Source organism: Nonomuraea sp. NPDC004702 (assembly GCF_053601695.1).
The window spans coordinates 306,497-320,020 of record NZ_JBSGCE010000002.1 but is presented as its reverse complement, the minus strand read 5'-3'; the positions used below and the strand labels follow the sequence as shown (position 1 = coordinate 320,020).

Below are 13,524 nucleotides of genomic sequence, written 5' to 3'. Positions count from 1 at the left end.
GTTGCAGGTTCGTCGCAGAATTCTCTACGGCCTCACCGGGCCCGCCGGTCGGGACGGCGGCCCCAGGTGGCCCAGCGCCACAACCATTCCAGCGGGCCGAAGCGGTACCGGCGCAGCCAGAGGGTGGACCACACCCACTGCAGAGCCAGGATGACGGCGGCGATCCCCACGATCGTGGTCAGCGTCCAGCCCTCCGGCGGGCCGCCGGCCAGCTTGCCGAGGACCAGGACGAGGGCGGTGGCGCTCAGGTAGTTGGTCAGCGCCATGCGGCCCAGCGGGGCGAAGACGGCCCGCAACACCGGGCGCAGCGGGGTCCTGAGCAGGACGAGCAGGACGCACACGTACAGACCGGCCATGAGCAGCCCGGACGCGGCCATCGGCAGGGGGACGCCCGTGCTCGCGGCCTGCCACATGAGCGCCGGGACGGTGGCCGCTGCGAGCCCCAGGGCCAGCAGCGCCGGGACGCGGGTGGAGCTCTCGATCCGGTCGATCACGCCGTACCTGGTGAGGGCCGAGCCCAGCAGGAACAGGCCGGGCACCAGCATCGTGCCGCCCCCGAAGACGACCAGCGCCGCGACGACGAGCACGGCGGCGAGCCCGGCCACGGCCCAGCGCGGCAACCATGTCGAGGGCAGCAGCACCACCAGGCCGACGACCGCGTAGACGGTCAGGATGTCGCCGCGCCACAGCAGGAACATGTGCGCCAGGCCCATGCAGGCCAGCAGGAGGAGCCTGCGCAGCAGCAACGCCCGCGGATGGGGCACGCGGGCGGCGGCGGAGTCGAGCAGCAGCGAGAAGCCGACGCCGAACAGCAGCGAGAAGATCGGGAAGAAGCGCTGCTCGACGAGCAGGCCCAGCCAGCGGGCGGTCTCGTCGAGCGTCGCCTGCTGCGCGGTGACCGGGTCGGTGCCGACGTGCGAGATCGGCTGGACGTTGGCCAGCAGGATCCCGCACAGGGCGAAGCCGCGCACGACGTCGAGCGCGATGATGCGCGACCGCCCGGGGGCGGCCGGGGATGTGGTTCGGGGTGTGGTGTCCTGGGGCAGGGCGCGGGCGGGCCGCGGGTCGTCATGGGGCATGAAGCCTCATCCTGCGGCGGGCGGCGGGGCGCGGGGAGGGTCCAAAGCAGGGTTCGGGCCGCGGCGACCGTACTTTCGGCCGGTGTGCGGGACGGACCGGCCTCCCTGGCCTGGAGTGCGCGCGGCGACCGTACTTTCGGCCGGTGTGCCGGGCGGGCCCGCCTCCCTAGCCTGGGTGCGTGAACGTGCGGAACCGGCCGGAGCTCGCCTGGCCCTTCGGGCGGCGGGCCGCGGCCGTGACGGCGCAGGCCGCGCTGGCGGTGGCGGCCGTGGCCGTGCTGGTCTTCTGGGCCGGCCTGATCGCCGGCAGCTGGGGCGGCGGCTACTGGGTGTTCGACTGCGCGGCGGGGGCGGCGGTGTGCGCGCTGGCCCTGGCGCGCCGCCTGGCCCCGGTGTGGACGGCCGTGGGCGGGCTGGCGGTGGCGGCCGTGGCCGTCCTGGTCGCCGCGTGGGCCGGGCTGCCGAACGAGCCGGGACCGGCCATGGCGCTGGGCCTGTCCGTGCTGGTCGGGTCGGCGGTCAGGACGCTTCCCGTACGGGCCGCCTGCGCCGTCGCGGCCGGTGGGCTCGCGGTCGCCGCGGCGAGCGTGCCCGGAGCGCACAACGGGGCCACGGTGGGGCTCAACGTGGCCTGGTGGCTGGCCGCTCTGGGCGTCGGCGGCGGCCTGCGGCTGCTGTCGGCGCGCCGCCTGTCGGCCGCCGATCGCGTCCGGCACGACGAGCGCCGCAGGCTGGCCAGGGAGCTGCACGACGTGGCCGCCCACCACCTGACCGGCATCGTCCTGCAGGCCCAGGCCGCCCGGCTGCTGGCCCGCAGGGGTTCAGGCCCGCTGGAGGAGTCGCTGGAGGACATCGAGGACGCCGGCGCCGGAGCCCTGGCCGCCCTGCGCCGCGTCGTGGGCCTGCTGCGCGAGGCCGCCGACGACGTGCCCGGCCCGCCCGGCCGGCTCACCGACCTGGTCGGCGGCTTCGACGGCCCGCCCGTGACCCTGCGCGTCCCCGGCGAGGCCGAGAGCTGGCCGCCGGAGGTGAACAGCACCGTCTACCGGATCGTCCAGGAGTCGCTGACGAACGTCGCCCGCCACGCGGCCCGCGCCCGCGCGGTCACCGTCGAGGTCACGGTCACCGGGCGGGACGGCGCGGTCGTGGTCGCCGACGACGCGCCGCCCGCGCCGCCGTCCCGGAGCCGCGGCGGCTACGGCCTGCTCGGCATGCGCGAACGCGTCGAGGCCCTCGACGGCACCCTGCGCGCGGGCCCCCGGCCGGAGGGCGGCTGGACGGTCCACGCGACCCTGCCACTAGGGGGGCGGCGATGACGATCGGCGTGCTGCTGGCCGACGACCAGGCGATGGTCCGCCGGGGCCTGCGGCTGATCCTGGAGGACCAGCCCGACATCCGCGTGGTGGCCGAGGCCCGGGACGGCGCGGAGGCCGTGGAGCTGGCCCGGCGGGTACGCCCCGACGTCTGCCTGGTGGACATCCTCATGCCCGGCATGGACGGCATAGCGGTCACCCGCGCCCTGGCCGGCGCCGGCGTGCCCGACCCGCTGCCGGTGGTCGTGGTCACCACCTTCGACCTGGACGAGTACGTCTACGACGCGCTGCGCTGCGGCGCGGCCGGGTTCGTGCTGAAGGACGCCGGCCCGGCCCTGCTCGCCGAGGCCGTACGGGCGGCCAGCACCGGGGACGCCCTGATCTCGCCGTCGATCACGCCGCGCCTGCTGGGCCGCCTGGCCAGGCGGGCGCCGCGCGCGACGGGAGCGGTGCACCCGCTGTCGGAGCGGGAGACCGACGTGGTGCGCGCCGTGGCCGCCGGACGCAGCAACCGGGAGATCGCCGCCGCCCTGCACATCTCGCTGAGCACCGTGAAAGGCCACATCTCCGCCATCCTCGACAAGCTGGGCATACGCAACCGGGTCGAGATCATCGCGTGGGCCTGGGAGAACGGGGTGGCGGGCTGACCGCGGGCCCGGGGACGTCCCTCAGCGCGACTCGTCTCCCAGCCGCACGCTCGCGCGGGCGATGTCGGCCAGCGTGATGTCGGCCAGCATCATCTCCTCGTGGTCGCGCAGCGCGCTCCACACCTCGGCGAGCGGGCTGGCCACACCGGGATAGCCGCCGTGGTCGCCGCCCTCGGAGACGCCTTCGACGATCAGCACGATGTCGGCGAGGGTGATCTCGCAAGCGGGCCTGGCCAGCCAGTAGCCGCCCTCGGGGCCGCGCTGGCTGTGCAGCAGGCCCGCCCGGCGCAGCTGCAGCAGGATGTTGTCGAGGAACTTGCGGGGGATGCCCTGGGCCGTGGCGATCTTCTCGGCGGGCATGGGGCCCGGCGGCGCTGCGGCCAGCTCGGCCGCGGCGCGCAGGGCGTACTGGGTTCTGGCGGAGATCCGCATGACCGTCTACTGCTCAGGTGCTCACCTGGTGCAGGCCCCAGCGGCGGCGCAGCGCGTCGTCCGCCAGGCCGAAGACGCGGTCCACCACGATGCCGATGACCAGGATGACGATCATGGTGGCGAGCAGGCCGGGCGAGTCGGCCAGTTCGCGGGCGTAGTGGAGCTGCTCGCCCAGCGAGGCCTGGTTGGCGATGATGACCAGCAGCTCACCGGCCATCAGCGAGCGCCAGGCGAACGCCCAGCCCTGCTTGAGCCCGGCCAGGAACGACGGCAGCGAGGCCGGCAGGATGACGTGCCGGTAGAGCGCGATCCGGCGGAAGCCGAGCATGTGCCCGGCGCGCAGCAGGATCGGCGGCGTGTAGTCCACCCCGGTGATCAGGCCGTTGGCGATGGACGGCGCCGCGCCCAGCACCACCACGAACAGGATCGCGCTCTCCGACAGCCCGAACAGCAGGATGGCCAGCGGGAACCAGGCGATGGACGGCATCGTCTGGAGCCCGGTGATCAGCGAGCCCGTGGCGCGGCGCAGCGGCCCGATCCGCGAGACCAGCGCGCCGACGACCAGCCCGACGGCGATCGCCAGGGCGAACCCGGTGACCGCGCGGCGCATGGTGACCGTCAGCGCGGTGTAGAACTCGGGGTCGCCGAGCCGGTGCCCGAGCTCGGCGAGCGTGGTGACCGGCCCGGCGAAGACGTACTCGGGCCACCAGCCCGCCCACACCACGGCCTGCCAGACGGCCAGCACGATGAGCACGGCCGAGGCGATCGGCCACAGCCCCGCCCACAGCCGGGAGGCCAGGCCGGCGCGGTGGCCGGTGCCCAGCTCCAGCGCGTCGAGCCCGGCGAGCTGCTGGGCGTGGGTGTCCGTCGTCGTCATGCGGGCTCCTCCTGACGGGCGTGGCGCAGGACCTCCTGGCGGAGGCGGCCGGTGATCTCCCCCGCCAGCTCGGCCACCTCGCCCGAGTCGGTACGGCGGGGCCGCGGCAGCGCGACGGGGAAGTCCTCGACCACCCGCCCCGGCCTGCTGGACAGCAGCACGACCCGGTCGCCGAGCCGGACGGCCTCGCGCACGTTGTGGGTGACGAACAGGACCGACAGGGCGCGTTCCCGCCAGATGCGTTCGAGCTCGTCGTGCAGCAGGTCGCGGGTCATGGCGTCCAGGGCGCCGAAGGGCTCGTCCATCAGCAGCACGTCGGCGTCCTGGGCGAGCGCCCTGGCCAGGGCGACGCGCTGGCGCATGCCGCCGGACAGCTCGTGCGGCCGTTTCCTGCCGAACCCGCTGAGGTGGACGATGTCGAGGAACTCGGCGGCCCGGTCCCGGCGTTCCCGCTTGCTCACGCCCTTGGCGCGCAGCGCCATCTCGACGTTGGCCGAGACGGTCAGCCAGGGGAACAGCGCGGGCTCCTGGAACATGAGCGCGACGCGGGCGTCGTCCACGTCGATCCGGCCGGCCGTGGGCCGGTCGAGCCCGGCGACCAGCGACAGCAGCGTGCTCTTGCCGCAGCCGGACGCGCCGAGCAGGCAGACGAACTCGCCGGGCGCCACCGACAGCGAGACCTGGTCGAGGGCTTGCAGGGCCGTCCGGCCCTGACCGTAGAGCTTGGAGACGGCCTCCAGCCGGATCGCGGGGCTCTGCCCGTCGACCCGGCCGGTGACCTGCTCCGTGAGCGGAGCGGACATCGCGTGCGCCTCCTACTTGTCGGAGATGGCCTGCTGGCCCTTGGCGGCGAGGACCTCGTTGAGGACCTTGAGGTCGTAGATGCCGTTCAGGTCGACCGGGTCGAGGAGGCCGACCTTGGTCGCGTGCTCGGCGCTGCCCACCAGCGACGAGGCGATCGGGTCGTTGGTGAAGGTGATGTTCTTGAACGCGCTGTCCAGCACCTCGGGCTTGAGCGCCTTGCCGGTCAGCTTCTGCAGGGCGGCGTTGGCGGTCTGCGCGGCGCCGGCCGGGTCCTTGGCGATGACGTCGTTGGCCTCGACGTGCGCCTCGATCAGCTTCTTGAGCAGGTCGGGGTGCTCCTTAGCCCACTCCTGGCGGACGATCAGGTGGGTGATCACGAACTGCTTGTTCGGCCACAGGTCGCGCTCGTCGACCAGCACCTTGCCGCCGCTCTCCTTGATCAGGCGGCTGGCGAACGGCTCGGGCACCCAGGCGCCGTCGATGTCGCCGGTGGCGAAGGTCTGGATAGTCTGGGAGTTCTCCTGGGGCACGATCGAGACCTCGCCGCCGCCCTTGGTGTCGGTCTTGATGCCCTTCTCGGTCAGCCAGTAGCGCAGCGCGACGTCCTGGGTGTTGCCGAGCTGCGGGGTGGCGATCTTCTTGCCCTTGAGGTCCTCCACCGAGTTGATCCCGGGCTTGACCACGAGGAACACGCCGCCGGACGCCGCGCCGGCGACGATCTTGATGGCCTGGCCCTTCGACTTCGACCAGGCGTTGATGGCCGGGTTGGGGCCGACGTAGGTGGCGTCGATGGCGCCGGAGAACACGGCCTCGATCGCGGCCGGCCCGGCGTTGAACGTGCTGGTCCTGGGCGCGGTGCCGAGGTGCTTGGCGTAGATGCCCTTCTCCACGCCGACCAGCGCGGTGGCGTGGGTGATGTTGGGGAAGAAGCCCAGACGCACCTGCGTGGCGCCGGCTCCCCCGCTCTTCGCGCCGCTGTCCGCAGGGCTGCCGCTGCCCCCACAGGCGGCCGCCATGGTCGTGAGCGCCAGGGCGGCCAGGGTGGCCACCGTTACGCGAACCCTGCGAGCGTTCATCTCTTCTCCCTATTTCCCACTTATTTAGTGGCTTTAGAGTGTTTATAGGAGCAAGGGAGGGCGCTCGTCAATCCCACTCTGGGTCACAGACTCTTCACGAAAGGCAGCGGGCCGCGCTTCGGACGGTCGTCCGGGTCGAAGCGCGGGGTGTAGCCGCCGGCCAGGTACAGGGCGACGGCCTCGGGCTGGCGGGGGCCGGTGGTCAGGTGAACGCGCAGGTAGCCGCGGCGGGCGGCCTCGCGTTCCAGCTCCCGTACGACGACAGCGCCCAGGCCGCGCCTGCGGTGGCCGGGATGCGTCCACACCCGCTTCAGCTCGGCCGTGTCGGCGTCGTAGCGGCGGAAGGCCCCGCCCGCCACGGTCTCGCCGCCCACCACCAGGACGAGGAAGGCCCCGTCCGGCGGCGCGAACTCCTCGGCCGGGTACCGGTTCAGCTCGTCGTTGGCGCCGTACCGGCTGGTGTACTCCAGCGCGAGGTCCGCCAGCAGCGGCCGGACGGCGGGATCGTCCGGCGCGACCAGGCGGACCTCGAAGGCGGGCGCGCTCAACCGCTCTGCCTCGGCAGGCCCGGCGGGTTGACCCTGGACTCGGCGACCGCCTCGTTGCCCAGCCCCCACCGGTCGAGCACCTGCCGGTACGTCCCGTTCCCGATCACCGTGGCCAGCGCGTCGTGCACCGGCCCGACCAGGCCGTCGCCCTTCTTCGTCATCGCCGCGATGAGCCCCTGCAGGCCCGGCCCGGCGCCCGAGGCGGTGCCCACGATCCTGGAGCCGCCGCTGACCGCGACGTTGTAGGCGATGGTCGGGTTCGGGCCGAAGTACGCCTGCACGCGCCCCGACTTCAGGGCGAGCAGCACGTCGCCGTACTTCTGGTAGTAGAGGATCTCGACCGGTTTCCGGCCGGCCTTCCGGTTCTGGGCGTCCCAGTCGAGCAGGATCTTCTCCTGGTTGGTGCCCGAGCCGACCGAGACGCGCAGCCCGGCCACGTCGGCGGGCCCGGAGATCCTTTTGATCGGGCTGGAGCCGGGAACCTGCCAGGCGAGCTGGTCGATCCGGTACGTCGCGAAGTCGTAGACGTCCTTGCGCTCCTCGGTGACGGTGACGTTGTTGAACACGGCCTCGTACTTGCCGGACTTGGCGCCCAGGAACAGGTTCTCCCAGGAGGAGCTCTCCGGCTCCAGCTCCAGGCCGAGCACGTCCGCCACGAGCTGGGCCAGGTCGGTCTCCACGCCGATCGGCGTGACGTTGTCGCTGGCCGGGAAGACCAGCGGCGGCGAGCTCTGGACGCTGAAGCCGACGGTGAGCCGGCCGTCCCGCGCGATCGCGGCGGGCACCCGGGCGGCGATGCTCGCGACCTTGCCGGTGCGCACCCGCTTCTGGTCGGGGCCGGTGTCGACGGCGCGGCCGGCGACCGCGCCGTCGGCGCCGGCCCCCTCGCCGGCTCTTCGGACGAGCGCGGGTTCGGCCGCGCAGGCGGTGACGGTGGTGGAGACGATCAGCAGGAGTGCGGGCACGGCGGTGAGACGCATGGGGGTTCCTTGTGATCAGAGGACCTTGCCGAGGAAGGCGCGGGTGCGCTCGTGGCGCGGGGCGTCGAGGACCTGGGCGGCCGGGCCGCGCTCGACGATGCGGCCGTCGTCCATGAACACGACGGTGTCGGCCACCTCCCGGGCGAAGCCGATCTCGTGCGTGACGACGATCATGGTCGTGCCGCTGCGGGCCAGGTCCTTCATGACCTCCAGGACCTCGCCGACCAGCTCCGGGTCGAGGGCGGAGGTGGGCTCGTCGAACAGCACCACCTTGGGCTCCAGGGCCAGCGCCCTGGCGATGGCGACGCGCTGCTGCTGGCCGCCGGAGAGCGTGCGCGGGTAGGCCGCCGCCTTGCCGGCCAGCCCGACCCGGTCGAGCAGGCGGGCGGTCAGCTCGGCCACCTCGGCGCGCGGCCGGCGCTGGGCCGACAGCGGGGCCTCGGCGATGTTCTGGCTGACGGTGAGGTGCGGGAAGAGGTTGAAGTTCTGGAAGACGAAGCCGATGCTGGTGCGCTGGCGGAGGATCTCGCGTTCGGGCAGCTCGTACAGGTGGTCGCCGGCGCGCCGGTAGCCCAGCAGCTCGCCGTCGACCGTCACCGTCCCGCGTTCCACCTTCTCCAGGTGGTTGATCACGCGCAGCAGGGTGGACTTGCCCGAGCCGGACGGCCCGAGCACCACCGCCACCTCGCCCTGGCGTACGCGCAGGTCGATGCCCTTGAGCACGTGCAGCGCGCCGAAGCTCTTGTGCACACCGGCCAGTTCCACCATCATGAGCGGCCCCTGCCGTAGTGGCGCTCCAGGAAGTGCTGGACGACCGAGAGCGTGGTCGTCAGGACGAGGTACCAGACGGTCGCGACCAGCAGCAGCGCCATCACCCTGCCGTTGCGGTTGTAGATCACCTGTACCTGGTAGAACAGCTCGGGCAGGGCCATGATGTAGACCACCGAGGTGCCCTTGACCAGGCTGACGATCTCGTTGCCGGCGTTCGGCACGATCGTCCGCATGGCCTGCGGCAGGATGATCCGGAAGAACCGGCGGGCCCGCGGCACGCCCAGCGCCGCCGCGGCCAGGCGCTGCCCCGGATCGACCGACAGCAGGCCGCCGCGGACGATCTCGGCGGCGTAGGCCGCCTGGTGCAGCGCGAGCCCGAGCGCGGCGGCGGTGACCGGCCCGATCAGGTCCATCGTGCCGACGTCGAAGAAGGCCGGCCCGAACGGCACCCCGAACGACAACCTCGGGTACAGCAGCGCCAGGTTGTACCAGAACAGCAGTTGCAGGATCAGCGGCACCGAGCGGAACAGCCACACGTACCCCCAGGCCACCGAGGCCAGCAGCCGGTTGGCCGACAGGCGCATGAGGGCGAGCAGGGTGCCGAGCGCGAACCCGAGCCCGATGCCCAGCGCGGTCAGCTCCAGCGTGAGCAGCACCGAGCGCAGGACGGAGGGCGCGAACAGGTACATGCCGACGACGTCCCACTCCCAGGCGGGGTTGGTGACCAGGGCGTTGGCCGCCATCGCCAGCAGCACCAGCACGACGAGCGCGGCCACCGCCCGTGACGGGTGGCGGGCGGTCACGACCTTCGGCGCGGGCTCCTCCAGCCCGGCGGCGGGCACCGCCTCGGCCGTGTCACGCAGCGCCATGGCCCGCACGCACGTCGTCGCCACGACCCGAACGTGCGGCTCCCTCGCGTGCGGCTCCCTCGCGGGCGGCGTCGGCGCGGGCGGCGTCGCGGCGGGCCACTTCGGCGCGGACGAGCGGGATGACGTGCCGGCCGAAGTCGACGGCGTCCTCCAGGATCGCGTAGCCGCGCGCCGAGAGGATCTCCACGCCCAGGTCGTAGTAGTCGAGCAGGGCCTGCGCGACCGTCTCCGGGGTGCCGACCAGGGCGGTGGAGTTGCCGGCTGCGCCGGTGGCCGCCGCGGTGGGCGTCCACAGGGCACGATCGTGCCGCTCTCCCCTGGCGGCCACCTCCAGCAGCCGCAGCGACCCGGCGTTCTGCGGCGGCCCCCCGGGACGCCGCCGCGGGTTCGCCCGGGAGTGTCGCAGCTCGCCCAGGATCCGGTGCGCCTTCTCCCAGGCCAGCTCCTCGGTGGGCGCGATGATCGGCCGGAAGGCCACCTGGATGCGCGGCACGTCGGCCCGCCCGGCCGCACGGGCCGCCTCCTTGACCGAGGCGATCTGCTGCGCGGTCTCGGCCAGCGGCTCGCCCCACAGGCAGTAGACGTCGGCCTCGGCCCCGCCGGCCGCGTACGCCGCGGGCGACGAGCCGCCGAAGGAGACCTGGGGCCGCGGCCGCTGGACCGGGAAGACGTCGGAGACGAAGTCCCGGAAGGAGTAGTGGGCGCCCTCGTGGTCGAACGGCTCCCTGGAGGTCCACCCCTTCTTGACGATCCTGATGTACTCCCTGGTCCTGGCGTACCGCTCGTCCTTGGTCAGGACGTCGCCCTCCCTGCCCTGCTCGTGGTCGTTGCCGCCGGTGATGAAGTGCACGGTCAGGCGGCCGTCGCTGATCTGGTCGAGCGTGGCGAAGGTCTTGAGCGCGTACGTCGGGTACGACACGTTCGGCCGGTGGGCCAGCAGGATGCCCAGGCCCTCGACCCGGCCGGCGACGTACGCCGCCACCTGGGCCGGGTCGGGCGAGCCTGAGCCGTAGGCGAACAGCACCCGGTCCCAGCCGTGCTCCTGGTGGGCCCGCGCGAGCCGGAGCGTGTACTGCTTGTCGAAGGAGGGGCCCGAGCGGGGCGAGGTCTCCGAGCCGTCGTTGGTGCCACCGATACCGAGGAACTCCACAGGCATGTCGCGGCCTTTCTGGCGTCGTGAACGCCTTTCACCCCAGCACGGCGATCTTATTCCGTCAAGCCCTACCAATTTAGTTGGTTTTTATTTACGGTGGAGGCGTACGGAAGGAAGGACACCATGCCATCCCTGACCATCACCCCCGTCGCCGGCCGTATAGGAGCCGAGATCACCGGTGTGCGGCTCGCGCCCGATCTGCACCCCGACGTCGTGGCCGAGCTCCGCCAGGCCCTCCTCACCCACAAAGTGATCTTCCTGCGCGGTCAGGAGCACCTCGACGAGCAGAGCCAGGTGGGCTTCGCCCGGCTGCTCGGCGAGCCGACCGCCGCCCACCCGACCGTGCCCGCGCTGCACGGCAACGCCCACATCCTGGACCTCGACTACAGCAACGGCCACAAGGTCGACCGCTGGCACACCGACGTGACCTTCGTGGACCGGCCGCCGCTGGCCTCGGTGCTGCGCGCGGTCGTCGTGCCGGAGGCGGGCGGCGACACGTTGTGGGCCAACACCGTCAGCGCGTACCAGAACCTGCCCGCCGAGCTGCGCGACCTGCTCGACCGGCTGCGCGCCGTGCACACCAACCAGTACGACTACGTCCGCACGGCCACCATCGACGAGCGCGCCCGCGAGCACGCCGAGGTGTTCGCCTCCACCCTGTTCGAGACCGAGCACCCGGTCGTGCGCGTGCATCCGGAGACCGGCGAGCGCTCGATCCTGCTCGGCGACTTCGCCAAGCGGCTGAGCGGCCTGTCCGGGCACACCTCCGGCTCGATCATCCGGCTGGTCCAGGAGCACGTCACCGAGGTGGAGAACACCGTCCGCTGGCGCTGGTCGCCCGGTGACGTGGCCATCTGGGACAACCGGGCCACCCAGCACCGCGTGGTGCACGACTTCGGCGACCGTCCCCGCCGCCTGCACCGGGTCACGATCGCCGGGGACGTGCCGGTCGGCGTGGACGGCCGCACCAGCACCGCCCTCAGCGGCGACGCCGCGACCTACTCGCCGATCGCCGCCTGACCCTCCCCGGGGCCGCCCCGGCCACGAACGTCGCCGTGGCCGGGGCCTCGCGGAGCGGCCGAAGCCAGTGCGGGCGGGGTTGGCTGGGCCCCGCCCGCACCTCCCATCCCCCATCTGAAAGGCACGCCCATGAGCACCGGCGAATCCCCCACCGGACGCGAGAGCCGCGTCGCGATCAACGAGGACTGGGCCGCCACGGCCGTCGGCCTGGTCCTGCTCGTCCTCGTCCTCACCGGCGTCATCCCCGTCGGGCTGGTGCCCTGATGAGCGCCGCGACCGTCACCGCCGACCGCGCGACCTGGCGCGGGACGGCGCTCGGCGTCCTGGTCGTCCTCGTGCTGGCCGCCGCGACCCGGTTCCTGGAGAAGGGCGTGCCCGGCTGGCTCCCGGACTCCGGGCTCGCCAAGGCCGTCGAGTTCCCGGTCTACGCGATCGCCCTCGGGCTGCTCGGCAACGCGCTGCTGACCGCGGCCGGGCTGCGGGAGCGGCTGGCCGGCGGGTTCCGCACCGAGTTCTTCATCAAGACCGGGCTGGTGCTGCTCGGCGCCTCCATCAACCTCAAGGTGATCGTGACCGCCGCCGGGCCGGCCGTGCTCCAGGCGATCGTGCTGATCAGCACGGTGTTCCTGTTCACCTGGTGGCTCGGCGGGCGGCTCGGGCTCGACGACCGGCTGCGCGCGCTGCTGTCGTCGGCCGTGTCGATCTGCGGGGTCAGCGCGGCCATCGCGGCGGCGGGGGCCGTCCAGGCCAGGAAGGAGCAGCTCGCCTACAGCGCGAGCCTGGTGATCGCGTTCGCGCTGCCGTCGATCTTCGTGCTGCCCGCCCTGGCCTCGGCGTTCGGGCTGCCGCCCGAGGTGGCGGGGGCCTGGATCGGCGGCAACATCGACACCACCGCCGCCGTCACCGCCGCCGGCACGATCGCGGGCGAGGACGCCCTGGCCATCGCCACGATCGTCAAGGTCACCCAGAACGCGCTCATCGGCGTCGTCGTGGTCGCGCTGACCGCCTGGTTCGCCTTCCGGGTCGAGCGGCGGGCGGACGCCGAGCGGCCGGGGGCGGCCGAGTTGTGGCGGCGCTTCCCGAAGTTCGTGCTCGGGTTCGTCGCCGCGTCCGTGATCGCCACCTGGTGGCTCACGACGGTCCCCGCGGGCCAGGGCAAGGCGGTCGTCGGGGTCGCCAACGACCTGCGGACCTGGTTCCTCATCCTGGCGTTCGTCAGCATCGGGCTGGAGTTCCGGGTGGCCGCGCTGCGGGCGGCCGGCTGGCGGCCGGTCGCCGCGTTCGCCGCCGCGACGGTGGTGAACGTGGTCGTCGCCCTGGCCCTGGCCCTGGCCCTGTTCTCCGGCTTCACGGCCGGCTGAGGGTCCCGCCCTCGGGGGGCGGGACCGTCCCGCTACGCGACGGGCTGCTGGGCGGGATCCGCCACCCGGACGATCGAGCCGCTGATCTGCTGCGGGTTGCGGATCAGGTTGAGGATCGGGCAGACCCGCTCGACCTCGGCGTGCAGCCCGGCCAGCTGCTCGTCCGAGGCGGGCGAGCCGATCTGCACCTCGTAGCGGAAGTTGTGCGGGTACACCGGGACGCCCTGGTCGCCCGGGAGCTGGGCCTTCGGGTCGTACTCGGCGCGGACGTCCACCTCCAGGGAGTCGATCGGCACCTCCAGCTCGGCGGCCTTGATCAGGAAGATGTGCGTCACGCAGCTGCCCAGGACGCCGGCCTGCAGCTCGGGCGAGCCGGGGCCGAGGTCGTAGCCGGCGAAGTCGGGGCCGCTGTCGCTGATGATCTGGAAGTCCCTGATCCTGATGCGCCGGATCCCGCTGCGGCCCTCGGCCGTGACGTGGGCGTGCAGCGGCACCGGGCCGCCCGCCGGGGCCTCCCGGCGGGCCAGCAGGGCGGCGCGCTTGTGCGACAGGTACTCGCGAAGGGTGCTCATGGGTCTTTCTCTCTCGAACGGG

Annotated in this window: 16 protein-coding genes; 5 read left to right on the top strand and 11 right to left on the bottom strand. The window is 73.0% G+C overall.

The features are described from left to right. Window positions 1–32 precede the first annotated feature (32 nt). Window positions 33–1,079, bottom strand: coding sequence for a DUF418 domain-containing protein (locus ACWEJ6_RS04055; RefSeq protein ID WP_452421070.1), 1,047 nt, complete (start codon window positions 1,077–1,079; stop codon window positions 33–35). Between the two features lie 179 nt (window positions 1,080–1,258). On the opposite strand from ACWEJ6_RS04055, the gene ACWEJ6_RS04050 reads away from it, so the two are divergent. Further along, entirely contained in the window at window positions 1,259–2,395 is a 1,137-nt protein-coding gene (locus ACWEJ6_RS04050; RefSeq protein ID WP_452421068.1) for a sensor histidine kinase, read from the top strand. After that, on the top strand, window positions 2,392–3,039 hold the full coding sequence (locus ACWEJ6_RS04045) for a response regulator (RefSeq protein WP_387668494.1): 648 nt from the start codon (window positions 2,392–2,394) through the stop codon (window positions 3,037–3,039). Before ACWEJ6_RS04050 ends, ACWEJ6_RS04045 begins: the two co-directional genes overlap by 4 nt. Before the next feature lie 21 nt (window positions 3,040–3,060). On the opposite strand, the gene ACWEJ6_RS04040 is transcribed toward ACWEJ6_RS04045, so the two are convergent. The 9 genes from ACWEJ6_RS04040 to ACWEJ6_RS04000 form a co-directional block, all read right to left on the bottom strand. Continuing rightward, window positions 3,061–3,471: an RrF2 family transcriptional regulator gene (locus ACWEJ6_RS04040; protein WP_452421066.1), complete on the bottom strand. Its 411-nt coding sequence runs from the start codon at window positions 3,469–3,471 to the stop codon at window positions 3,061–3,063. Window positions 3,472–3,484: 13 nt separating this feature from the next. Beyond that, entirely contained in the window at window positions 3,485–4,348 is an 864-nt protein-coding gene (locus ACWEJ6_RS04035) for an ABC transporter permease (protein ID WP_452421064.1), read from the bottom strand. Further along, window positions 4,345–5,151, bottom strand: a complete 807-nt coding sequence (locus ACWEJ6_RS04030; RefSeq protein ID WP_358283036.1) for an ABC transporter ATP-binding protein — start codon at window positions 5,149–5,151, stop codon at window positions 4,345–4,347. The genes ACWEJ6_RS04035 and ACWEJ6_RS04030 overlap by 4 nt, the downstream gene beginning before the upstream one ends. Window positions 5,152–5,163: 12 nt before the next feature. Further along, on the bottom strand, window positions 5,164–6,228 hold the full coding sequence (locus ACWEJ6_RS04025) for an ABC transporter substrate-binding protein (RefSeq protein WP_387668500.1): 1,065 nt from the start codon (window positions 6,226–6,228) through the stop codon (window positions 5,164–5,166). Window positions 6,229–6,311: 83 nt separating this feature from the next. Beyond that, window positions 6,312–6,776, bottom strand: coding sequence for a GNAT family N-acetyltransferase (locus tag ACWEJ6_RS04020; protein WP_387668502.1), 465 nt, complete (start codon window positions 6,774–6,776; stop codon window positions 6,312–6,314). Then, window positions 6,773–7,756, bottom strand: a complete 984-nt coding sequence (locus ACWEJ6_RS04015) for an ABC transporter substrate-binding protein (RefSeq protein WP_452421061.1) — start codon at window positions 7,754–7,756, stop codon at window positions 6,773–6,775. Before ACWEJ6_RS04015 ends, ACWEJ6_RS04020 begins: the two co-directional genes overlap by 4 nt. Before the next feature lie 15 nt (window positions 7,757–7,771). Then, the gene (locus ACWEJ6_RS04010; protein WP_449916645.1) at window positions 7,772–8,524 is read right to left on the bottom strand and encodes an amino acid ABC transporter ATP-binding protein; all 753 of its coding nucleotides are present in this window, start codon (window positions 8,522–8,524) and stop codon (window positions 7,772–7,774) included. Beyond that, window positions 8,524–9,420: an amino acid ABC transporter permease gene (locus ACWEJ6_RS04005; protein WP_452421059.1), complete on the bottom strand. Its 897-nt coding sequence runs from the start codon at window positions 9,418–9,420 to the stop codon at window positions 8,524–8,526. The genes ACWEJ6_RS04010 and ACWEJ6_RS04005 overlap by 1 nt, the downstream gene beginning before the upstream one ends. Continuing rightward, window positions 9,383–10,552: an LLM class flavin-dependent oxidoreductase gene (locus ACWEJ6_RS04000; protein WP_452421057.1), complete on the bottom strand. Its 1,170-nt coding sequence runs from the start codon at window positions 10,550–10,552 to the stop codon at window positions 9,383–9,385. The genes ACWEJ6_RS04005 and ACWEJ6_RS04000 overlap by 38 nt, the downstream gene beginning before the upstream one ends. A gap of 120 nt (window positions 10,553–10,672) precedes the next feature. On the opposite strand from ACWEJ6_RS04000, the gene ACWEJ6_RS03995 reads away from it, so the two are divergent. The 3 genes from ACWEJ6_RS03995 to ACWEJ6_RS03985 all read left to right on the top strand — a co-directional run bounded on the left by ACWEJ6_RS03995 (window position 10,673) and on the right by ACWEJ6_RS03985 (window position 12,930). Continuing rightward, entirely contained in the window at window positions 10,673–11,569 is an 897-nt protein-coding gene (locus tag ACWEJ6_RS03995) for a TauD/TfdA dioxygenase family protein (protein WP_358283023.1), read from the top strand. 129 nt (window positions 11,570–11,698) lie between these two features. Continuing rightward, window positions 11,699–11,833, top strand: a complete 135-nt coding sequence (locus ACWEJ6_RS03990) for a hypothetical protein (protein ID WP_352330037.1) — start codon at window positions 11,699–11,701, stop codon at window positions 11,831–11,833. Beyond that, complete coding sequence (locus ACWEJ6_RS03985) at window positions 11,833–12,930, top strand: YeiH family protein (protein ID WP_452421055.1); 1,098 nt, start codon at window positions 11,833–11,835, stop codon at window positions 12,928–12,930. Before ACWEJ6_RS03990 ends, ACWEJ6_RS03985 begins: the two co-directional genes overlap by 1 nt. A gap of 32 nt (window positions 12,931–12,962) precedes the next feature. Here the strand turns inward: ACWEJ6_RS03985 and ACWEJ6_RS03980 are convergent, their stop codons facing one another. Continuing rightward, entirely contained in the window at window positions 12,963–13,502 is a 540-nt protein-coding gene (locus ACWEJ6_RS03980; RefSeq protein WP_387668520.1) for an OsmC family protein, read from the bottom strand. Window positions 13,503–13,524 lie beyond the last annotated feature (22 nt).